The sequence below is a fragment of the Streptomyces sp. CA-278952 genome (assembly GCF_028747205.1).
GTDB lineage: Bacteria > Actinomycetota > Actinomycetes > Streptomycetales > Streptomycetaceae > Streptomyces.
The window spans coordinates 7354245-7373160 of record NZ_CP112880.1 but is presented as its reverse complement, the minus strand read 5'-3'; the positions used below and the strand labels follow the sequence as shown (position 1 = coordinate 7373160).

13 protein-coding genes and 1 pseudogene are annotated in these 18916 nt (G+C 72.1%); 9 read left to right on the top strand and 5 right to left on the bottom strand.

The features are described from left to right. Positions 1–161: 161 nt before the first annotated feature. Complete coding sequence (locus tag N7925_RS32405) at positions 162–572, bottom strand: YjbQ family protein (protein ID WP_274345960.1); 411 nt, start codon at positions 570–572, stop codon at positions 162–164. A 433-nt stretch (positions 573–1005) separates the two neighbouring features. Between N7925_RS32405 and N7925_RS32400 the strand changes: the two are divergent. Next, positions 1006–1164, top strand: a pseudogene (locus N7925_RS32400) (alkanesulfonate monooxygenase); the annotation flags it as partial. Positions 1165–1234: 70 nt separating this feature from the next. Further along, the gene (locus N7925_RS32395) at positions 1235–2431 is read left to right on the top strand and encodes an NAD(P)-binding domain-containing protein (protein WP_274345959.1); all 1197 of its coding nucleotides are present in this window, start codon (positions 1235–1237) and stop codon (positions 2429–2431) included. Positions 2432–2453: 22 nt separating this feature from the next. Here N7925_RS32395 and mltG read toward each other — a convergent pair whose 3' ends face one another. From mltG to N7925_RS32380, 3 genes are all read right to left on the bottom strand, one after another. Then, positions 2454–3314: an endolytic transglycosylase MltG gene (gene mltG / locus N7925_RS32390; RefSeq protein ID WP_274345958.1), complete on the bottom strand. Its 861-nt coding sequence runs from the start codon at positions 3312–3314 to the stop codon at positions 2454–2456. A gap of 407 nt (positions 3315–3721) precedes the next feature. Then, entirely contained in the window at positions 3722–4333 is a 612-nt protein-coding gene (locus tag N7925_RS32385) for a hypothetical protein (protein WP_274345957.1), read from the bottom strand. A gap of 105 nt (positions 4334–4438) precedes the next feature. Then, positions 4439–6256: an ABC transporter ATP-binding protein gene (locus tag N7925_RS32380; RefSeq protein WP_274345956.1), complete on the bottom strand. Its 1818-nt coding sequence runs from the start codon at positions 6254–6256 to the stop codon at positions 4439–4441. A 114-nt stretch (positions 6257–6370) separates the two neighbouring features. Between N7925_RS32380 and N7925_RS32375 the strand changes: the two genes are divergently transcribed. The 5 genes from N7925_RS32375 to N7925_RS32355 all read left to right on the top strand — a co-directional run bounded on the left by N7925_RS32375 (position 6371) and on the right by N7925_RS32355 (position 15347). After that, positions 6371–6850 (top strand): MarR family winged helix-turn-helix transcriptional regulator, encoded by a 480-nt coding sequence (locus N7925_RS32375; RefSeq protein WP_274345955.1) that lies wholly within the window; start codon positions 6371–6373, stop codon positions 6848–6850. A 34-nt stretch (positions 6851–6884) separates the two neighbouring features. Continuing rightward, positions 6885–9830, top strand: coding sequence for an FAD-binding and (Fe-S)-binding domain-containing protein (locus N7925_RS32370; protein WP_274345954.1), 2946 nt, complete (start codon positions 6885–6887; stop codon positions 9828–9830). Between the two features lie 262 nt (positions 9831–10092). Then, the gene (locus tag N7925_RS32365) at positions 10093–11568 is read left to right on the top strand and encodes a Gfo/Idh/MocA family protein (protein WP_274345953.1); all 1476 of its coding nucleotides are present in this window, start codon (positions 10093–10095) and stop codon (positions 11566–11568) included. A gap of 159 nt (positions 11569–11727) precedes the next feature. Further along, positions 11728–13569, top strand: coding sequence for an ABC transporter transmembrane domain-containing protein (locus N7925_RS32360; protein WP_274345952.1), 1842 nt, complete (start codon positions 11728–11730; stop codon positions 13567–13569). Then, positions 13566–15347, top strand: coding sequence for an ABC transporter ATP-binding protein (locus tag N7925_RS32355; protein ID WP_274345951.1), 1782 nt, complete (start codon positions 13566–13568; stop codon positions 15345–15347). Before N7925_RS32360 ends, N7925_RS32355 begins: the two co-directional genes overlap by 4 nt. A gap of 24 nt (positions 15348–15371) precedes the next feature. Here N7925_RS32355 and N7925_RS32350 read toward each other — a convergent pair whose 3' ends face one another. Continuing rightward, positions 15372–16934, bottom strand: a complete 1563-nt coding sequence (locus N7925_RS32350) for a fused MFS/spermidine synthase (RefSeq protein WP_274345950.1) — start codon at positions 16932–16934, stop codon at positions 15372–15374. A 325-nt stretch (positions 16935–17259) separates the two neighbouring features. Between N7925_RS32350 and N7925_RS32345 the strand changes: the two genes are divergently transcribed. Together N7925_RS32345 and N7925_RS32340 are read left to right on the top strand one after the other, a co-directional pair. After that, positions 17260–17415, top strand: a complete 156-nt coding sequence (locus N7925_RS32345) for a hypothetical protein (protein WP_265603014.1) — start codon at positions 17260–17262, stop codon at positions 17413–17415. Positions 17416–17541: 126 nt separating this feature from the next. Further along, complete coding sequence (locus N7925_RS32340) at positions 17542–18903, top strand: NAD(P)/FAD-dependent oxidoreductase (protein WP_274345949.1); 1362 nt, start codon at positions 17542–17544, stop codon at positions 18901–18903. The last annotated feature ends 13 nt before the right edge of the window (positions 18904–18916 follow it).

Below are 18916 nucleotides of genomic sequence, written 5' to 3'. Positions count from 1 at the left end.
CACGCATCCGTTGTTCACGGGTGTCTCTCGGGTTCATCTTGCATCGCTGGTAGCCGGGACGGGCTCCGCTGCCGCTGAAGGCGTTCCTGAGTGCAGACGAGAACGTCACGCATGGCCAGCAATTGCAGCCATGTCCACCAGGTGCCCCGAAGAGGCCCTCGTCAGCATGCCTCAGAGTTGTCTATGTTGCTGACCCTCGACTCCACCAGGCAGACCGACTGCCAGGTGCCCAGCTCCAGCCTGCCGCCGATCACCGGCAGCGTGGCGTGGGGCGGGACCAGGGCGGGGAGCACGTGGTCGCGTCCGTGGCCAGGACTGCCGTGGCGGTGTTGCCAGCGGTCGTCGGCGGGGAGCAGATGGTGGAGGGCGGCCAGCAGGTCGTCGTCGCTGCCCGCACCGGTCTCCAGTACGGCGATGCCGGCCGTGGCGTGGGGGACGAAGACGTTGAGCAGGCCGTCGCGGCCGGGCGCGGTGCGGGTGAGGAACTCTTCGCACGCGCGCGTCAGGTCCGTGACGCTCTCGGCCGTACCCGTGGTGATGTTCAGGACCGTGGTGGTGAAGGAGGAGGACATGCCTCCATCCTCGCCCCACAGGCGTGAGATGACGCGTCCACGCTCCGAGACGTCATTGACCGTGTCCCGATCGGATGGCTACGTGCAGCGACATGTTCCGATCAGCTCTGCTCACTTCGCGCGGTCACATTAACCTGCTGCGAGTGGCTTCCGCCGGGTGCTGTCGCGGCTGCTGACATCCTTCCAGCGGCTTCCGGAGCGTTCCCACCGCAGTCTCCTGCCGCACTGCTGTGCCCGCGGTACCCCGTCGTTCGCCCTTCCGTAGTCGTGTTGGTCGCGTAGGCGCATGGACGCCTCCGGCCCCGTGCCGCCCCGCGACCGCCGAGCGCGCCGTGGTCACTCCTGCCTTCCGCCGCCCCCGTCGGCCGCCTCCCGGTCGGTCGTCACGCGTGGGTACGGGCGCGCCCCGCATGCCTGCGGCCGCGCCTTTCTTCTGGAGGAGGCGTACTGGTTCGGCGAGAGGGTCACCCCCGTACTGGCCCGGCGCGGACTGCTGGCGACCGTGCCCGCGTCTCCGCTGTTGGGCGCGAACGGCTCGGAGTCCCGGCCCGCCACGGCTCCGGGCGGAGCGCCCCTGCTGGTCGCCGGGGGGGCGCTGAGCCTCGCGGTGCTGCTCGTCGGGGGCCGGGAAGATCCCGGACCCCCGACGAGTTAGTAGAAGCGTGAACATTTCTGGGGTGCGTGAGCTGGACGTGGTCGTGATCGGCGCGGGTCAGGCGGGGCTGTCCGCCGCCCACCACCTGCGCCGCGTCGGACTGGAGCCGGACGTCGGCTTCGTCGTGCTGGACCACGCGCCCCGGCCGGGCGGCGCGTGGCAGTTCCGCTGGCCCTCGCTGACGTACGGCAAGGTCCACGGGATGCACGCACTGCCGGGCATGGAGCTGACCGGAGCCGACCCGGACCGCCCCTCCTCGGAGGTGATCGGCGCGTATTTCGCCGCGTACGAGGAGCGGTTCGGCCTGCGGGTCCACCGCCCGGTGGAGGTGAGCGCCGTACGGGAGGGGAGCGGCGGGCGACTGTTGGTGGAGACGTCCGAGGGGACGTACGCCCCGCGGGCCCTGATCAACGCGACCGGCACCTGGGACCGGCCTTTCTGGCCGCGCTACCCGGGCCAGGAGACGTTCCGGGGGCGGCAGTTGCACACGGCGAACTACCCGGGGCCGGAGGAGTTCGCGGGGCAGCGCGTCATCGTCGTCGGGGGCGGCGCCTCCGGTACGCAGCATCTGATGGAGATCGCCGGGCACGCGGCCGACACCTTCTGGGTGACCCGGAGCGAACCGGTCTTCCGCGAGGGACCGTTCACCGAGGAGTGGGGGCGGGCGGCCGTGGCGATGGTGGAGGAGCGGGTGCGCAAGGGGCTGCCGCCGCGGAGCGTGGTCAGCGTGACCGGGCTGCCGATGACCGATGCGGTACGGCGGGCGCGGGAGCAGGGGGTGCTGGACCGGCTGCCGATGTTCGACCGGATCACGCCGAGCGGCGTGGCCTGGGACGACGGTCGGGTCGTCGAGGCCGACGTGATCCTGTGGGCCACCGGGTTCCGGCCCGCCGTGGACCATCTGGCACCGCTGAAGCTGCGTGAGCCGGGCGGCGGCATCCGGGCCGAGGACACCCGCGCCGTACGCGACGGGCGTGTCCATCTCGTCGGGTACGGCCCCTCCGCCAGCACCATCGGCGCGAACCGCGCGGGCCGGGCGGCGGTCCGGTCGGTCGTGCGGCTGCTGGAGGAGACGGGCGAGGAGAGCGGCGAGGAGCGGCCGGACCGGGAGGCCGACGGTGGGCGGACGGACCGGGAAGCCGACGGCGGACGGACGCATCGGGAAGCCGGGGCTGTCGTCGCCGTCCCGGTCTCCGGGGGCTGAGCGCTCCGCGGGCGGAGGCCCGTCAGTTCGTGGCGGCGGACGCGCGGGTGCGGTTGAACTCCTCGACGTTCTTCTGCTGCTCGTCGTAGCTGTCGGTGAACCGGGTGTCGCCGGGGCCGACCGTAACGAAGTACAGCCAGGGGCCGGGCGTGGGGCTGACGGCCGCACGCAGCGCCTGCTCCCCCGGGTTGCCGATGGGCGTCGGCGGCAGCCCCTTGGCCCGGTAGCTGTTGTACGGGCTGTCCAGCTGGGTGTCGGCGGTCGTCGTGTCCAGGGTGGAGCGCTTCAGGGCGTAGTTGATGGTGGAGTCCATCTGCAACGGCATGTCCTTGAGCAGCCGGTTGTAGACGACCCGGGCCACCTTGCCCATGTCGGACGCGGTGTCGGCCTCGGCCTGGACGATGCTGGCGATCGTGATCGTGTCGTAGACGGAGACGTTGTTGCGCTGGGCTCCCGCAGTGACGTGGTCCGCTCCGAAGTGCTTGCGGGCGGTGTCCGCCATGTAACGCAGCAGGCCTGCGGGCTCGGTCGCGGCGTCCAGCGGATAGGTGGCCGGGAAGAGGTACCCCTCGGGGTTGCCCTCGGCCTGGGCCGGCAGAGCGAGGTCCACCGTCGTCGCGGCCTTCCGCGTGCTGCCGGGCTTCAGGTCGAGCGCCTGGTCGACGGCCTCGTACACCTGCGAGGCACGACGGCCCTCGGGGATCACCAGAGTGCCCTGCGGGCGCTCCTTCTCGGGCCCGCCCTCGTCCGATCCGGTCAGGGAGAGCGGGATCAGGACGGCGGCCGACACGACGAGCAGGGCGCCGACGGCCAGGACGACCTTTCCGCGGCGGGTCGGGCGGAGTCTGCGACGGGGCCGGGCGTCCGGGGACTCGTTCACCATGCGGGCACGTTAACCCGGGGCACGAGCCACGGCCGGTAGCTCGGCCACGGCGTCGGCTCCGGCGACACGAACGCCGTACCCGGGCGGACCAGAACGCACGACATACAGAACACACGAACAGGGGATCGGGTGTTCGCTGGAACGTGTGATCGTCAGGGGATTCGTTGCTGTTCACCCGTCCGGGGCGTGATGATTGCAGAGCGCAGTCAACGGGCTGCAGACCGCTACTGCGCAGTCCCACAGATGCACCACGTACAAGGAGAAAGACCAGATGAACTTCCTGACCAACCTGCTTGCCGGCGTCGTCCACTTCGTGGGTTGGCTCGTCTGACCATTGCTCCGCCCGGCGCCGTCGCTCCCCGTCCCACGGGAGCGGCGGCGCCGCCGTGTGTGCTGAGCCGGCCGGCTCAGCCGTTCGCCGTCGCCGGCCCGGTGAAGGGCGGCAGTGCGGTGAACCCGGGGTCCACTGTCACCGCCGCCGCGAGGGTGTCGAGCGTCCGGCGGACCCGGGTGAGCGGGTGGTCCGGGAATTCCGCGTCCCACTGGGCGTGGTCCGCCGCGTGGAAGGGCAGCCCGCCCTGGACCTCGGGGGCGTAGGGGTGCGGCCGGAAGTACTGGTCGGGGCCGAGCTTGGCCATCACCACGGCTTCCCGCGCGCCCGTCATGCCGCGCTCCGCCGCCTGGATCTTCACCACGGTGCTGCATCCGGCGCGCGGCACGGTGAAGCTGCCGATGAACGCCTGTCCGCTGCGCTGGCCCGGCAGCGGCAGTTTGAGTATCTGGCGCAGGGCGGGCAGCACGCCCAGCCGCTTCACCGACGCCTCGATGAGTCCGCCGCCCGCCCGGGCGGCCAAGTGGGTCAGGCCGTGGCGCAGGGCGGGGCCGTTGTCCAGCGCGGCGGGCAGATCCGGCGGCAGGTCGAAGAAGTGCAGTGACAGCACATCACCGTGGTCATTGAGCCAGGTGTCGGTGTCCACGGTTCGGTAGCCGGGGAGTTCCACCCCGAGGAGAGCTCTCATGCGCGGCGATCATGCCGTACGCGCCTCGCGCCGGTGACATCTGACCGTCACATCGCCCGGAGGCCGGAGGCCGGGAGTCGGAGGCCGGCGATCCTGCACCGGCAGTCAGGGGGCCGGAACCGGGGCAGGGTGGGAGTCGCGGCGGATCAGGGCCGCGTAGCGGCCGTCGCGGGCGAGCAGTTCCTCGTGCGTACCGCGCTCGGCGGCCCGACCGTCCTCCAGGACGACGATCTGGTCCGCGTCGCGGACGGTGGAGAGGCGGTGCGCGATGGTGAGCGTGGTCCGTCCGGCGGAGAGGGCGTCGATCGCTTGCTGCACGGCCTGTTCCGTACGGGTGTCGAGCGCGCTGGTCGCCTCGTCGAGGATCAGCACCGGCGGATCGCGCAGGATGGTGCGGGCGATGGCGAGGCGCTGCTTCTCACCGCCCGAGAAGCGGTAGCCGCGCTCGCCGACCAGGGTGTCGTAGCCGTCGGGCAGGGAGGCGATGTGGTCGTGGATCTGTGCCGCGCGGGCTGCGGCCTCGATCTCCTCGTCGGTGGCGTCCGGCTTGGCGAAGCGCAGGTTGTCGGCGACCGAGGCGTGGAAGAGGTAGGTCTCCTGGGAGACGACGCCGACCGCGCGGGCAAGGGTGTCGAAGTCCAGGTCGCGGACGTCGACCCCGTCGAGCGTGACCCGGCCGCCGGTGACGTCGTACAGCCGGGGCACGAGGTAGCTCAGGGTGGACTTGCCGGAACCGGTGGAGCCGACGACCGCGAGGCTGCCGCCGGCGGGAACAGTGACGTCGATGCCGGTCAGCGTCGGGCCGTTCTTCTCGTCGTAGCTGAAGTCGACGTCCTCGAAGGCGATCTCGCCACGGATCTTGTCCAGGCGGACCGGCTTCTCCGGTTCGGTGATGTCCACCGTGAGGTCGAGGTACTCGAAGATGCGCTGGAAGAGGGCGAGGGAGGTCTGCATCTGCACGCCGGTGGAGAGCAGGCTGACCACCGGGCGGAACAGCCCCTGCTGGAGCGTGACGAAGGCGACCAGCGTGCCGATGGAGACGGCGGCTGCTCCGGACGCGAAGGTGAGACCCGCCGCCCAGTAGATGACGGCGGGCATGGCGGCCATCACGATGCCGATCGTCGACATCCGCCAGCGGCCGGCCATGCTGGAGCGCACTTCGAGGTCGACCAGGCGCTCGGACTCCTCGGCGAAGCCTCGGGTGAGGGAGTCGGAGCGGCCCATCGTGCGGCCGAGGAGGATGCCGCTGACCGAGAGGGACTCGGTGACCGTGGCGGCCATCGCGGCCATCTGCTTCTGGCGCTGGGTGGTGATCCTCTTCCGCTCCCGGCCGACACGCCGGCTGATCGCGACGAAGACCGGCAGCAGGAGCAGCGAGACGACGGTGAGCCGCCAGTCGAGGGCGAGCATGGCGACGACGGTCGCGATGACGGCCGTGAGGTTGGAGACCAGCGAGGTCGCGGTGGACGTGACCGTCGCCTGCATACCGCCGATGTCGTTGGCGATGCGGGACTGGACCTCGCCCGTGCGGGTGCGGGTGAAGAAGGCGAGCGGCATCCGCTGGAGCTGGGTGTAGACGGCGGTGCGCAGGTCATGCATGACGCGCTGACCGACGGTGGTCGAGATCAGGGTCTGGAGCACGCCGAAGACGCTGGTCACCACGGCGGTGAGGACCATGCCGAGCGCCAGCAGGGTCAGCAGGCCCGTGCGCCCCTGCGGGATCGCGGTGTCCAGGATTTCCCGCAGCAGGAACGGGGAGGCGACCGACACCAGGGAGGACGCGCCGACCAGCAGGCCGACGACGGCCAGACGGCCGCGGTAGGGGTGGAAGAGGCGGAGGATGCGGCGCACCTCGGCGGGCGGCCGGTCGGCGCCGGCGTCGGCGTCGGGTGGGGGCGTCCACGTGGACTCGTCGGGCTTCATGGGCTCCTTCGTCGGGCGTGAGGCGTGGCCGGAGGGACCCGGTCCTCGCACATGGAGAGCTTAGCTCATTGTTACCTATACTCACAATGAACAAGGTCCTGATATTGTTCCCGTATGGACGCCCCCGATTCCCCCGGTCCGCTCGGCTCCCCCGGCTCCCCCGACACCGACGGCCTGCTCGCCGAGCAGCTGCTGCGGCTGACCCGCCGGCTGCACCGCATCCAGAGCCGTCAGCTGGAACCGATCGACATCACTCCGGCCCAGTTCCGGCTGCTGCGGACGGTCGCGAGCTACGAGGCGGCCCCCCGGATGGCGGATCTCGCCCGGCGCCTGGACGTCGTTCCACGGGCCGTGACGACGCTGGTCGACGCCTTGGAGGCGAGCGGCCGCGTGCGCCGCGCACCGGATCCCGACAGCCGCCGGGTGGTCCGCGTCGAGATCACGGACGAGGGGCGCGCCACGCTGCGGTCCCTGCGCAGCGCGCGCCGGGCCGCCGCAGAGGAGATCCTGGCCCCATTGACCGCCGATCAGCGCGAGGTCCTCGGCGGTCTGCTGTCCGCCCTGGTCGACGGCATGCCGGAACGCCACTGCTGAACACCGCGCCCTAGCCGCTGAGGAGATGGCCGACATGCCGCTGCTGGAGCCCGACCCGGAAGCCCTGCGCCCCGGAACCGCACGGGAACCCGCCCCCGATCGCGTCACCGACCGCAGCGCGGGCGGCACCCCGGAGCCGCTGCGCCGCGAGCTGACGGCCCTGCTCGGCGCCGACAAGGTGCTCTGGAAGATCTCCGACCTCGTGCGGTACGCCTCCGACGCCAGCCCCTACCGCTTCCTCCCCCGGGTCGTGCTGGTCCCCGAGGATCTCGACGACGTCTCCGCGATCCTTTCGTACGCCCACGGCAAGGGCCGTCACGTGGTCTTCCGGGCCGCGGGCACGAGCCTCAACGGCCAGGCGCAGGGCGAGGACATCCTCGTCGACGTACGCCGCCACTGGACCGGCGTCGAGGTGCTGGACGACGGGGCGCGGGCCCGGATCGGGCCGGGGACGACGGTGATGCGGGCCAACATCGCCCTGGCCCGGCACGGCAGGCTGCTGGGCCCCGATCCGGCCAGCGCCATCGCCTGCACCGTCGGTGGGGTCGTCGCCAACAACGCCTCGGGTATGACCGCGGGCACCACCCGCAACTCCTACCGGACGCTCGCCTCGCTCACCTTCGTCCTGCCGAGCGGCACCGTCGTCGACACCGCCGATCCGGCCGCCGACGAGGAGCTGGCCCGCGCCGAACCGGAGCTGTGCGCGGGGCTGATGGAGCTGAAGGCGGAGATCGAGGCGGACGAGGAGCTGACCGCCCGCATCCGCGCCAAGTACACGATCAAGAACACCAACGGCTACCGCCTGGACGCCTTCCTCGACGGGGCGACGCCGGTGGAGATCCTGCGAGGGCTGATGGTCGGCTCCGAGGGCACGTTCGGCTTCATCTCCGAGGTCGTCTTCGACACCCTGCCGCTCGACCGGCGGATCTCCAGCGCCCTGCTGTTCTTCCCCTCCCTCACCGCCGCCGCGGCCGCCGTGCCCCGGTTCAACGAGGCGGGGGCCATCGCCGTGGAGCTGATGGACGGCAACACCCTGCGCGCCTCCGTCAGCGTGCCGGGCGTTCCGGCGGACTGGGCGGCGCTGCCCCGGGAGACGACCGCGCTGCTGGTGGAGTTCCGGGCGGCCGACGAGCCGGGCCAGGAGGCGTTCGAGCGGGCGGCCGACGCCGTCGTCGCCGGTCTGGACCTCGTCGTCCCTGCGGTGTCGGTGACCAACGCCTTCACCCGGGACGCCGGGACGATCGCCGGGTACTGGAAGGCCCGCAAGGCGTTCGTCACGGCGGTCGGCGGGTCCCGGCCCTCGGGCACCACCCTGATCACGGAGGACTTCGCGGTGCCCCCCGCCCGGCTGGCCGATGCCTGCGAGGCGCTGCTGGAGCTCCAGTCGCGGCACGGCTTCGACGCCGCCGTGGCCGGTCACGCCGCGCACGGCAATCTGCACTTCCTGCTCGCGTTCGACGCGGCGAAGCCGGCCGACGTCGAGCGGTACGACGCTTTCATGCAGGAGTTCTGCGCCATGGTGGTCGACCGCTTCGACGGGTCGCTCAAGGCGGAGCACGCCACCGGACGCAATATCGCGCCCTTCCTGGAGCGGGAGTGGGGGCCGCGCGCCACCGCGTTGATGTGGCGGACGAAGCAGGTCATCGATCCCGCAGGGGTGCTCGCTCCCCGTATCATCCTGGACCGGGATCCGCGAGCCCATCTGCGGGGTCTGAAGACCATTCCGAAGGTGGAGGCGGTCGCCGACCCGTGCATCGAGTGCGGCTTCTGCGAACCGACCTGTCCCAGCGAGGACCTGACGACCACGCCGCGCCAGCGGATCGTGCTGCGCCGGGAGATGATGCGCCAGGTGGACGGTTCGCCGGTCGAGGCCGGTCTGCTGGACGCCTACGGGTACGACGCCGTGGACACGTGCGCCGGGGACTCCACCTGCAAGCTCGCCTGTCCGGTCGGCATCGACACCGGGGCGATGATGAAGGGCTTCCGGCACCGCAGGCACACGCCGCGCGAGGAGCGGATCGCCGCGCTGACCGCGAAGAACTTCCGTGTGGTGGAGGCCTCGGCGCGGCTGGCCGTGGCGGTGGCCGACGCGGTCGGCGACCGGGTGGGCGACGGTCCGCTCGGGGCCGTGACGCGGCTCGCCCGCAGGGCCGTCCGCCCCGATCTCGTACCGGAGTGGCTGCCCCAGATCCCCGGGGCCGCGGCCCGACGGCTGCCGCGTACGGACCGGGTCGGGGCGAGCGCGGTCTACTACCCGGCCTGCGTCAACCGCATCTTCGCCGGGCCGGACGGCCGCCCCGGCCTCTCCCTGGCCGAGGCGGTGGTCGCCGTGTCGGGGCGGGCCGGGAAGCCGGTGTGGATCCCGGAGGACGTCGCGGGGACGTGCTGCGCGACGATCTGGCACTCCAAGGGGTACGACGCGGGCAACAGGATCATGGCGAACCGCATCGTGGAGGCCGCCTGGGGCTGGACGGCGGGCGGGGCGCTGCCGCTGGTCGTGGACGCGTCCTCGTGCACGCTCGGCATCGCCGAGGAGGTGGTGCCCTACCTCAGCGAGGACAACCGGGCGCTGCACCGTGAACTGACCGTCGTGGACTCGCTGGTGTGGGCGGCCGACGAACTGCTGCCGGAGCTGACGGTGTTCCGCACCGCCGGGTCGGCCGTCGTGCATCCGACCTGTTCGATGGAGCACCTGGGTGACGTGGGGCAGTTGCGCGCACTGGCCGAGGCATGCGCGGACGAGGTCGTGGTGCCGGACGACGCGGGGTGCTGCGCGTTCGCGGGCGACCGGGGGATGCTGCACAAGGAGTTGACCGATTCGGCGACGGCCAAGGAGGCGGCCGAGGTCGGCCTCCGCGACTACGACACCTATCTGTCGGCGAACCGGATGTGCGAGATCGGCATGGAACGGGCCACCGGGCATCCCTACCGCTCGGCGCTGATCGAGCTGGAGCACGCCACCCGTCCGACCCTCCGCTGAGCACTCGAGGTCGGGCCCCGGTACTTCTCCCGACGTGCACATGTGAGCGTTTCGAGGCCCCGATTGGTTGCACCAGTCGGGGCTTCGGCGTGCCGTGAAGAAAGTCCATGGTTTGAGGACGAGAGTCCAAATACCTCTCTTGCGCACCATCAGCCTCACCCTCCAGGGTCCTTACCGAGACCCGGTCCCCGCGCTCGCCATCCGTACGGGGACCGGACGCGCTCGCGCACCGTCTGAACCCCCAACCCCACCTGGAGGCTCGATGAACGACGACGCCCGGCCCGCACCGGATCCGCAGGACATACCCCCGCACGGCGACGAAGCGTCGCGGCAGGACCCCAGCCGGCGTTCGGTGCTGTGGACCACGGCGGGGGTGGCCGGCGCCGGACTCGGCCTCGGCGCACTGGGCACGGGGAACGCGTCGGCGGCCGAGGCGACCGCCCCGCAAGCCCTCTCCGCCGCGGAAGCGGCCGCCGCCGCACCCGCCCGGCAGGGCCGCACCATGGCGGGCGTCCGCTTCGAGGGGCGCTCCACGATCCGGGTCGGCATCGTGGGCCTCGGCAACCGGGGCGGCAGCATGATCGACCTGTTCCTCGCCGTGCCGGGCGTCCAGGTGAAGGCGGTCTGCGATCCGGTCCGGGACAAGGCGGAGAAGGCCGCGGCCAAGGTGACGGCCGCCGGTCAGCCCGCACCCACCGTCTACGCCAAGGGCGAGGACGACTACGAGAACCTCTGCAAGCGCGGGGACCTCGACTTCGTCTACGTGGCGACGCCCTGGGAACTCCACTTCCCCATGGCGAAGGCGGCGATGCTGAACGGGAAGCACGTCGGCGTGGAGTGCCCGATCGCCATGCGGCTGGAAGAGCTCTGGCAGCTGGTGGACCTCTCCGAGCGCACCCGGCGCCACTGCATGCAGCTGGAGAACTGTTGCTACGGCAAGAACGAGATGCGGGTGCTGCGCATGGCGCACGCGGGTCTCTTCGGCGATCTGCTGCACGGGGCGGGCGCGTACAACCACGATCTGCGCGAGCTGATGTTCGACCCCGACTACTACGAGGGCCCCTGGCGCCGGCTGTGGCACACCCGGCTGCGCGGTGACCTCTACCCCAACCACGGGTTCGGGCCGGTCGCCAACTACATGGACGTCAACCGGGGCGACCGGGTTGTGAGCATCACGAGCATCGGCACGCCGGCCCTGTCGCTCGCCGAGTACCGCAAGGAGCACGTGCCGGCCGGCGACCCCAGCTGGAAGGAGTCGTACATCGGGGCCGACCGGACGATCAGCCTCGTACAGACGGCCAAGGGCCGGGTGATCCGGCTGGAGCACGATGTGTCGAGCCCGCACCCGTACTCGCGGATCAACAGCCTCGGCGGTACGCGGGGCGTGTTCGAGGACTACCCGGAGCGGATCTATCTGGAGCCCACGAACACCAACCACCAGTGGGACGACTTCAAGAAGTACGCCGAGTGGGACCACTGGCTCTGGAAGGAGCACGCGAACCCGCCGGGCGGGCACGGCGGCATGGACTACATGATGGTCTTCCGGCTGATGCAGTGCATGCGGCTCGGCCTGGTCCCCGACTTCGACGTGTACGACGCGGCGGTCTGGACGGCCCCCGTGCCGCTGAGCCATCTCTCCATCAAGGCCAAGGGCGCGCCGCTGCCGATCCCGGACTTCACCCGGGGCGAGTGGAAGAAGGCCCGGTCCGGCATGGACTCCGAGAAGCCCGCGGAGTGACGTCCCCGGGGTCCCGGGCCGCGTGGGCCCGGGACCCCGCAGGGCTGCGGAGTGGGCCGGAAAACCGGTTGCCCCGGACCGGGGCGAACAGGGAACCTTGCACGTCACCCCGTTCTTCGAGGTCCATCCGGATCTCCGTTTCACAAGCCCTGGGACGTCATGCAGATTCGCGACCTTCCGTATTCGGATCCCGGCGACCCCGATGTCCGTTCAGGCCCTCGATTCCTCTACTGGCTCGGGCGCAACCAGCTCGCGGGGCAGCTGAAGGCCCTCTCCTGGGGGCTGCTGCACCAGCTGGGCATCGCCGGTCTCCCGGTCACCGTGGGACTCGCCGTCCAGGCCGTCATCGACCGCTCCGGGGAGCGGCTCGCCCTGGCCGGCGGCCTCATCGTCGCCCTCGGCGTCCTGATCGCCGTCGGCGACACCATGCTCCACCGGACCGCCGTGACCAACTGGATCACCGCCGCCGCCCGGGTCCAGCAACTGCTCGCCCGCAAGACCGCCGAGCTGGGCTCGGCGCTGACACGGCGGGTCGCGGCCGGTGAGGTCGTCGCCGTCTCGACCGGCGATGTGGAGAAGATCGGCTGGTTCGTCGAGGCGCTCTCCCGCTTCGCGGCCGCCGCCACCGCCCTCGTGGTGATCTGTGTGGGACTGGCGTTCTACCTCCCCTCCCTCGGCCTGATCGTGGCGCTCGCCATGCCGGTGCTCGCCCTGGCCGTGCTGCCGTTGCTGCCGCGCGCCACCCGGCGCGCCGACGAGCAGCGCGAGAAGGCGGGCAAGGCCACCGAGCTGGCCTCGGACACGGTCGCCGGACTGCGCGTGCTGCGCGGTATCGGCGGCGAGGAGCTGTTCCTCGGCCGCTACCGCCGCGCCTCCCAGGAGGTCCGCCGGGCGGCGGTGCGCTCGGCCCGGATGTGGGCGCTGATCTCGGCGGTGCAGGTGCTGCTGCCGGGGATCCTGCTGATCTCCCTGGTCTGGTACGGGGCGACGCTGGCCCGGGACGGCCGCATCGACGTCGGCCAGCTGGTCACCGTCTACAGCGCGGCCACCCTGATGCTGTTCCCGCTGCGCCACTTCGAGGAGATCGCGATGGCGTACTCCTTCTCGCGGCCGTCCGCCCAGCGTGCGGTGCGCGTGCTGGCGCTGCGCCGCAGTGCGCGGGAGGCCACCGTCGAGGGGGTGACGCCCTCCGGTGATCTGTACGACCCGGCGACCGGGCTGATGGCTCCCCGGGGGCAGTTCACCGCCGTCGTCTGCGGCGACCCGGACGAGGCGGGCCGGCTGGCCGAACGGCTCGGCGGGCACGCGGAGACCGGCGAGGAGGACGGGGCTGCTTCGGCGGGGACTCCGTCGGTGCTGCTCGGCGCGGTCGCCCTGGACGAGATCCCGCTGGACACGGCACGGGCCGCGGTGCTGGTCCAGGACAAGGACCCGGTGCTGCTGTCCGGCACGCTCCAGGAGCTGCTGGACATCCCGGCCTCGGGCCTGGTCACCGCCGAGGCGGCGTTGGAGGCGGCGCAGTGCGGTGATGTGCTGAGCGCCCTGGCGCAGGCCTCGCCCGACAACGACGGGGACCCGATGCGGACCCGGATCACCGAGCGCGGCCGGTCCCTGTCCGGTGGTCAGCGCCAGCGCCTGGCGCTGGCCCGGTCGCTGGTCACCGACCCGGAGGCGCTGGTGCTGGACGAGCCGACCTCCGCGGTCGACTCGCACACCGAGGCCCGGGTCGCCGCCGGGATCGCGAAGCTGCGCCGGGGCCGTACGACGGTGGCGTTCGCCTCGTCCCCGCTGCTGCTCGACGCCGCCGACCGGGTGGTGCTCGTCCACGAGGGCACGGTGGTCGCCGTGGGAACCCACCGCGACCTGGTGCGCACCGAACCCCGCTACCGGGCGGTCGTCACCCGGGAGACCGACGACGAGGCGGCCGCCGCGAGCGCGCTGGACGGCGTCGGCGAAGTCCCCGCCATGAAGAGCATCCAGGAAATCGAGGAGAGGGCATGATCGGCGTCGCACCCCCGGCGTACGACCCCGCGGCCCCGGAGTCGGCGACGACACTGCCCGTGGGCACGCCGACGACCGTGCGGAGTTACGTACGGAGTCTGCTGCGCAGGCACCGCAGGGCGTTCGCCGTCCTGATCACGGTCAACGCGGTGGCGGTGATCGCCTCGATCACCGGACCGTATCTGCTGGGCGGGCTGGTGGAGGACCTGTCCAACGGCGTCACCGACCTGCATCTGGAGCGCACCGCCGCGATCTTCGCGGTCGCGCTGGTCATCCAGGTCCTGTTCACGCGCAGCATGCGGCTGCGCGGGGCGATGCTGGGCGAGGAGATGCTCGCCGACCTGCGCGAGGACTTCCTCGTACGGTCCGTCGGGCTGCCGCCCGGGGTCCTGGAGCGGGCCGGGACCGGCGATCTGCTGGCCCGGATCACCACGGACATCGACCGGCTGGCGAACGCGATGCGCGAGGCCGTGCCGCAGTTGGCGATCGGCGTCGTCTGGGCCGGTCTGCTGATCGGTGCGATGACGGTGACCACTCCCCCGCTGGCGCTGGCCGTGCTGGTCGCGCTGCCGGTGCTGATCGTGGGCTGCCGCTGGTACTTCCGCCGTGCCCCCTCGGCGTACCGCTCGGAGGCCGCCGGTTACGCGGCCGTCGCCGGGATCCTCGCGGAGACCATCGACGCCGGGCGGACGGTGGAGGCGCACCGCCTCGGCGACCGCCGGGTGGCGCTGTCGGACCGGCGGATCACGGAGTGGACGGCCTGGGAGCGGTACACGCTGTTCCTGCGCTCGGTGCTGTTCCCCGTCATCAACGCGACGTACGTGACGATCCTCGGCGCGGTGCTGCTGCTCGGCGGCTGGTTCGTGCTGGAAGGCTGGATCACGATCGGGCAGCTGACGACGGGCGCGCTGCTGGCCCAGATGATGGTCGATCCGATCGGTCTGATCCTGCGCTGGTACGACGAGCTCCAAGTGGCCCAGGTGTCGCTGGCCCGGCTGGTCGGCGTCCGGGAGATCGAGCCGGACGCGGGCGACGCGGGGGTCGGTCCGGACGGCCGGGACGTGCGGGCGGACGACGTCCGCTTCGGGTACCGGGAGGGTGTCGACGTCCTGCACAAGGTGTCGCTCGACGTGGCTCCGGGCACCCGGATCGCCCTGGTCGGCCCCTCCGGCGCGGGCAAGTCCACGCTGGGCCGGCTGCTGGCGGGGATCTACGCGCCGCGCACCGGTGAGGTGACCCTAGGCGGGGCGGAGCTGTCGCGGATGACGGCGGAGCGCGTCCGCGAGCATGTGGCCCTGGTCAACCAGGAGCACCATGTGTTCGTCGGCTCGCTCCGGGACAACCTCCTGCTGGCCCGCGACGGGGCGAAGGACGCGGAGCTGTGGGCGTCGCTGGCCGCGGTCGACGCGGACGGCTGGGCGAAGGCCCTGGAGAAGGGGCTGGACACCGAGGTCGGCTCGGGCGGGTTCGCGCTGACCCCGGCGCAGGCCCAGCAGATCGCGCTGGCCCGGCTCGTGCTGGCCGATCCGCACACGCTGGTGCTGGACGAGGCGACCTCGCTGCTGGACCCGCGGGCCGCCCGCCATCTGGAGCGTTCGCTGGCCCGGGTGCTGGAGGGCCGCACGGTGGTGGCGATCGCGCACCGGCTGCACACCGCGCACGACGCGGATGTGATCGCGGTCGTGGAGGACGGCCGGATCAGCGAGCTGGGCAGCCACGACGAGCTGGTGGCGGCGGACGGCGCGTACGCGTCCCTGTGGCGGTCCTGGCACGGGTGAGCCGCCCGGCGGACGGCCCGGGGGTCACCGGGCCGTCCGGGTGCGGTCGGGCTGGAGGAGCTGGTCGACGGGCGCGTGGTCGTCGGTGAGGATCCGGGCGTCCCCGGTCCAGGTGGCGAGGTCGTCGCCGGTGGTGATCTTCCAGCCGACGTTCCGGGCGTCCAGGGCTTCCTGGACCGCGGGGGCGTCGACGGGCCGGCCGGAGGCGACCACCACCAGATTGCCGCCCACGGTGGACGCGGTCGGGTCCAGCCCGATGTCCGCGGGCTTCCCGAGGAGCGCGACGTGCTCGAAGGTCGCGGCGAGGGTGGCGACCTCGGCGCGGGCGAAGGCCAGCTCGCCGTGGTCGATGAGGTTGGCGACGTAGAGGCCGTCCTCGTCGAGCGCCCGGCGGACGTCTCCCAGCGCCTGCGACGTCGTGAGGTGCCACGGCACGCTGACGCCCCCGAAGGCGTCGCCCACGACCAGGTCGTGGCTGCCCGCGTCCAGCCTGCGCAGGCCCAGTCGGCCGTCCTCCACGGTCACGTCGATGCCGGTGGCGGTCGACGGCCCCAGGCCGAACCGGTCGCGGTCGATGCGCACGACTCCGCCGTCGATCTCGGAGACGGTGCTGCGCGTCCCGGGCCGTGAGGCGGCGAGGTAGCGGGGGAAGGTGAGGCCGCCGCCCCCGATGTGGTGGGCGGTCAGCGGCTCCCCCTCGGGAAAGGCGGTGTCAGCCACCGCCGCGATGGCGCGCACGTACGCGAACTTCAGGTGCGTCGGGTCCTCGACGTCGACGTAGGAGTGGCTCAGGCCGTCGAGGACGAGGGTCCGGCCGCTGTCCCGGTCGGGGTCCGTGACGACCTGGGCGCAGTGGTAGCGGGTCTCCGCGTCACAGCCGCCGGGGGCGAACGCGGTGGCGAGGGAGCCCGCGACGACGGCGGCGAGCGCGACGGCCGCGGCGCGTCGCCAGCGGCGGGCCCGCCATCCGACGAGTGCGGCGCCGAGCACCAGCAGTGTGCCGAGGCCGATCAGGATGGAGCTGACGGGCAGTCGTGAGACCAGGACGAATCCGGTGAGGACGGTGCCGACGATGGCGCCGAAGGTGCCCACGCCCGACAGCCGCCCGACGACCGTCCCGGTCTCGGCGAGGCTGGTGAGCCGCAGCTTCGTCACGAACGGGGTCACCGCGGAGAGCAGGGCGCCGGGCACCAGGAGGGTCGCCGATGCGACCAGCAGGAGCAGCGCCGGCGACCACTGGGCGGTGGTGCGCAGGAGGAGCGGGGTGAACGCGACGACCACGCCCGACGCCCCGAGCGCCGGGGCGATGAGCCGGAGCGGGTCGACCTGGTCCGCGACGCGCCCGCCCAGCCAGGAGCCCAGCGCGATGGCGGTGAGGGCGATGCCGATCACCATCGTGCTGGTCTCCAGGGTGAGCCCGAGGTACGGGGCCAGCAGCCGCAGGGCGACGATCTCGACCACCAGGACCGCGGCCGACGATCCGAACACGAGGACCGCGGCGGCGCGGGGGCCCAGGCCGTGATCGCGGGGCGGGGCGTCCGCCGAAGGGGAGTCGTCGGCCACGGGCGAGGGGGGCGAAGTGGTCACCGCAGCATCCTCGCACGGGGTGCGGCCGCACCGAACTCCCGCTGTTCCAGCGGGCGGAGGGACGGATCCACCCGTCGTGCGGGACGGGAACGGGTCTTCCCGGAGATTGCGGTGCGTCCGCGCCGGGACGGGTGGTCCCATGATCCGGTGCGCGGAGATGACGGAACCACGACCGACGAGATCACGACCGACGTGCCCACGACCGACGAAGCCACGACCGACGAAGCCACAGCCGACGTGCCCACGACCGTGGACCGGGGGGCGCTTCCCGCACGCCGTGGGGGCCTGGGAGGACCCGGCCTGGCGGGCGGAGCCCCTCGTCCGGGTGACCGAAAGCCTCGCCGCCCACGGGCTGACGGAGACCGGCCCGCGAAGGGTGCGCCTGCGCCCCTGGTCGGCGCTGGTACGGCTGACCGTCGCGGGGCCGGCGCCCGTGTGGTTCAAGGCCGTACCGCCCACCGCGGCGGGGCTCTCCGGGTGAGCGGGCCCCGTTCACCCCTGCCAGGAGGCGGACGCGGGGGCATCCGGTTAAGGATGAGAGGTGAATCACCCGGTAAACGGGGCAGGCGAGCGCAGAACCACGCAAGCCCGAGAAGGGACGCAGACCGTGGCACCACCCAGGATTCTCGTCGTCGGCGCCGGCTTCGCAGGCGTCGAGTGCGTACGCCGCCTGGAGCGCAGGCTCGCTCCGGAAGAGGCCCAGATCACGCTCGTCACACCGTTCTCCTACCAGCTGTATCTGCCGCTGCTCCCCCAGGTAGCCTCCGGGGTGCTCACACCGCAGTCCGTCGCGGTGTCGCTGCGCCGCAGCCGCCGCCACCGGACCCGGATCGTGCCGGGCGGGGCGATCGGCGTGGACACCCGGGCGAAGGTCTGTGTGATCCGCAAGATCACGGACGAGATCGTGAACGAGCCGTACGACTACATCGTGCTGGCGGCGGGCAGCGTCACCCGGACCTTCGACATCCCGGGGCTGCTGGACCACGCCCGTGGGATGAAGACGCTGGCCGAGGCCGCGTACGTCCGGGACCACGTCATCGCCCAGCTGGATCTGGCGGACGCCAGTCACGACGAGGCCGAGCGGGCTTCCCGGCTCCAGTTCGTGGTGGTCGGCGGCGGCTACGCGGGCACCGAGACGGCCGCCTGCCTCCAGCGCCTGACCACCAGCGCGGTCCGGCACTATCCGCGGCTGGATCCGCGGCTGATCAAGTGGCATCTGATCGACATCGCGCCGAAGCTGATGCCGGAGCTGGGCGACAAGCTGGGGCAGGCCGCCCTGGAGGTGCTCCGCAAGCGGAACATCGAGGTGTCGCTCGGGGTCTCGATCGCGAAGGCGGGGCCGGAGGAGGTCACGTTCACCGACGGCCGGGTGCTGCCCTGCCGGACCCTGATCTGGACCGCCGGAGTGGCCGCCAGCCCGTTGATCGCCACCCTCGACGCGGAGACGGTACGTGGCAGGCTCGCGGTGACGCCGCAGCTGAACCTGCCGGGCGCGGACGGGGTGTTCTCGCTCGGTGACGCGGCCGCGGTGCCCGACCTGGCGAAGGGCGACGGGGCGGTCTGCCCGCCCACCGCGCAGCACGCGATGCGGCAGGGCAAGGTGCTGGCGGACAACCTGATCGCCTCACTGCGCCATCAGCCGCTCCAGGACTACGTGCACAAGGATCTGGGGCTCGTCGTGGACCTCGGCGGCAAGGACGCCGTCTCCAAGCCCCTGGGCATCGAGCTGCGCGGGCTGCCCGCGCAGGCGGTGGCGCGCGGCTACCACTGGTCGGCGCTGCGGACGAACGTCGCCAAGACCCGGGTCATGACGAACTGGATGCTGAACGCGGTCGCCGGCGACGACTTCGTGCGGACCGGGTTCCAGTCCCGCAAGCCGGCGACGCTGCGGGACTTCGAGTACACGGACGCCTATCTGACGCCGGAGGAGATCAAGGAGCACACGGCGGCGACGGTCATCAAGCACTGAGCGGCCGACGAGC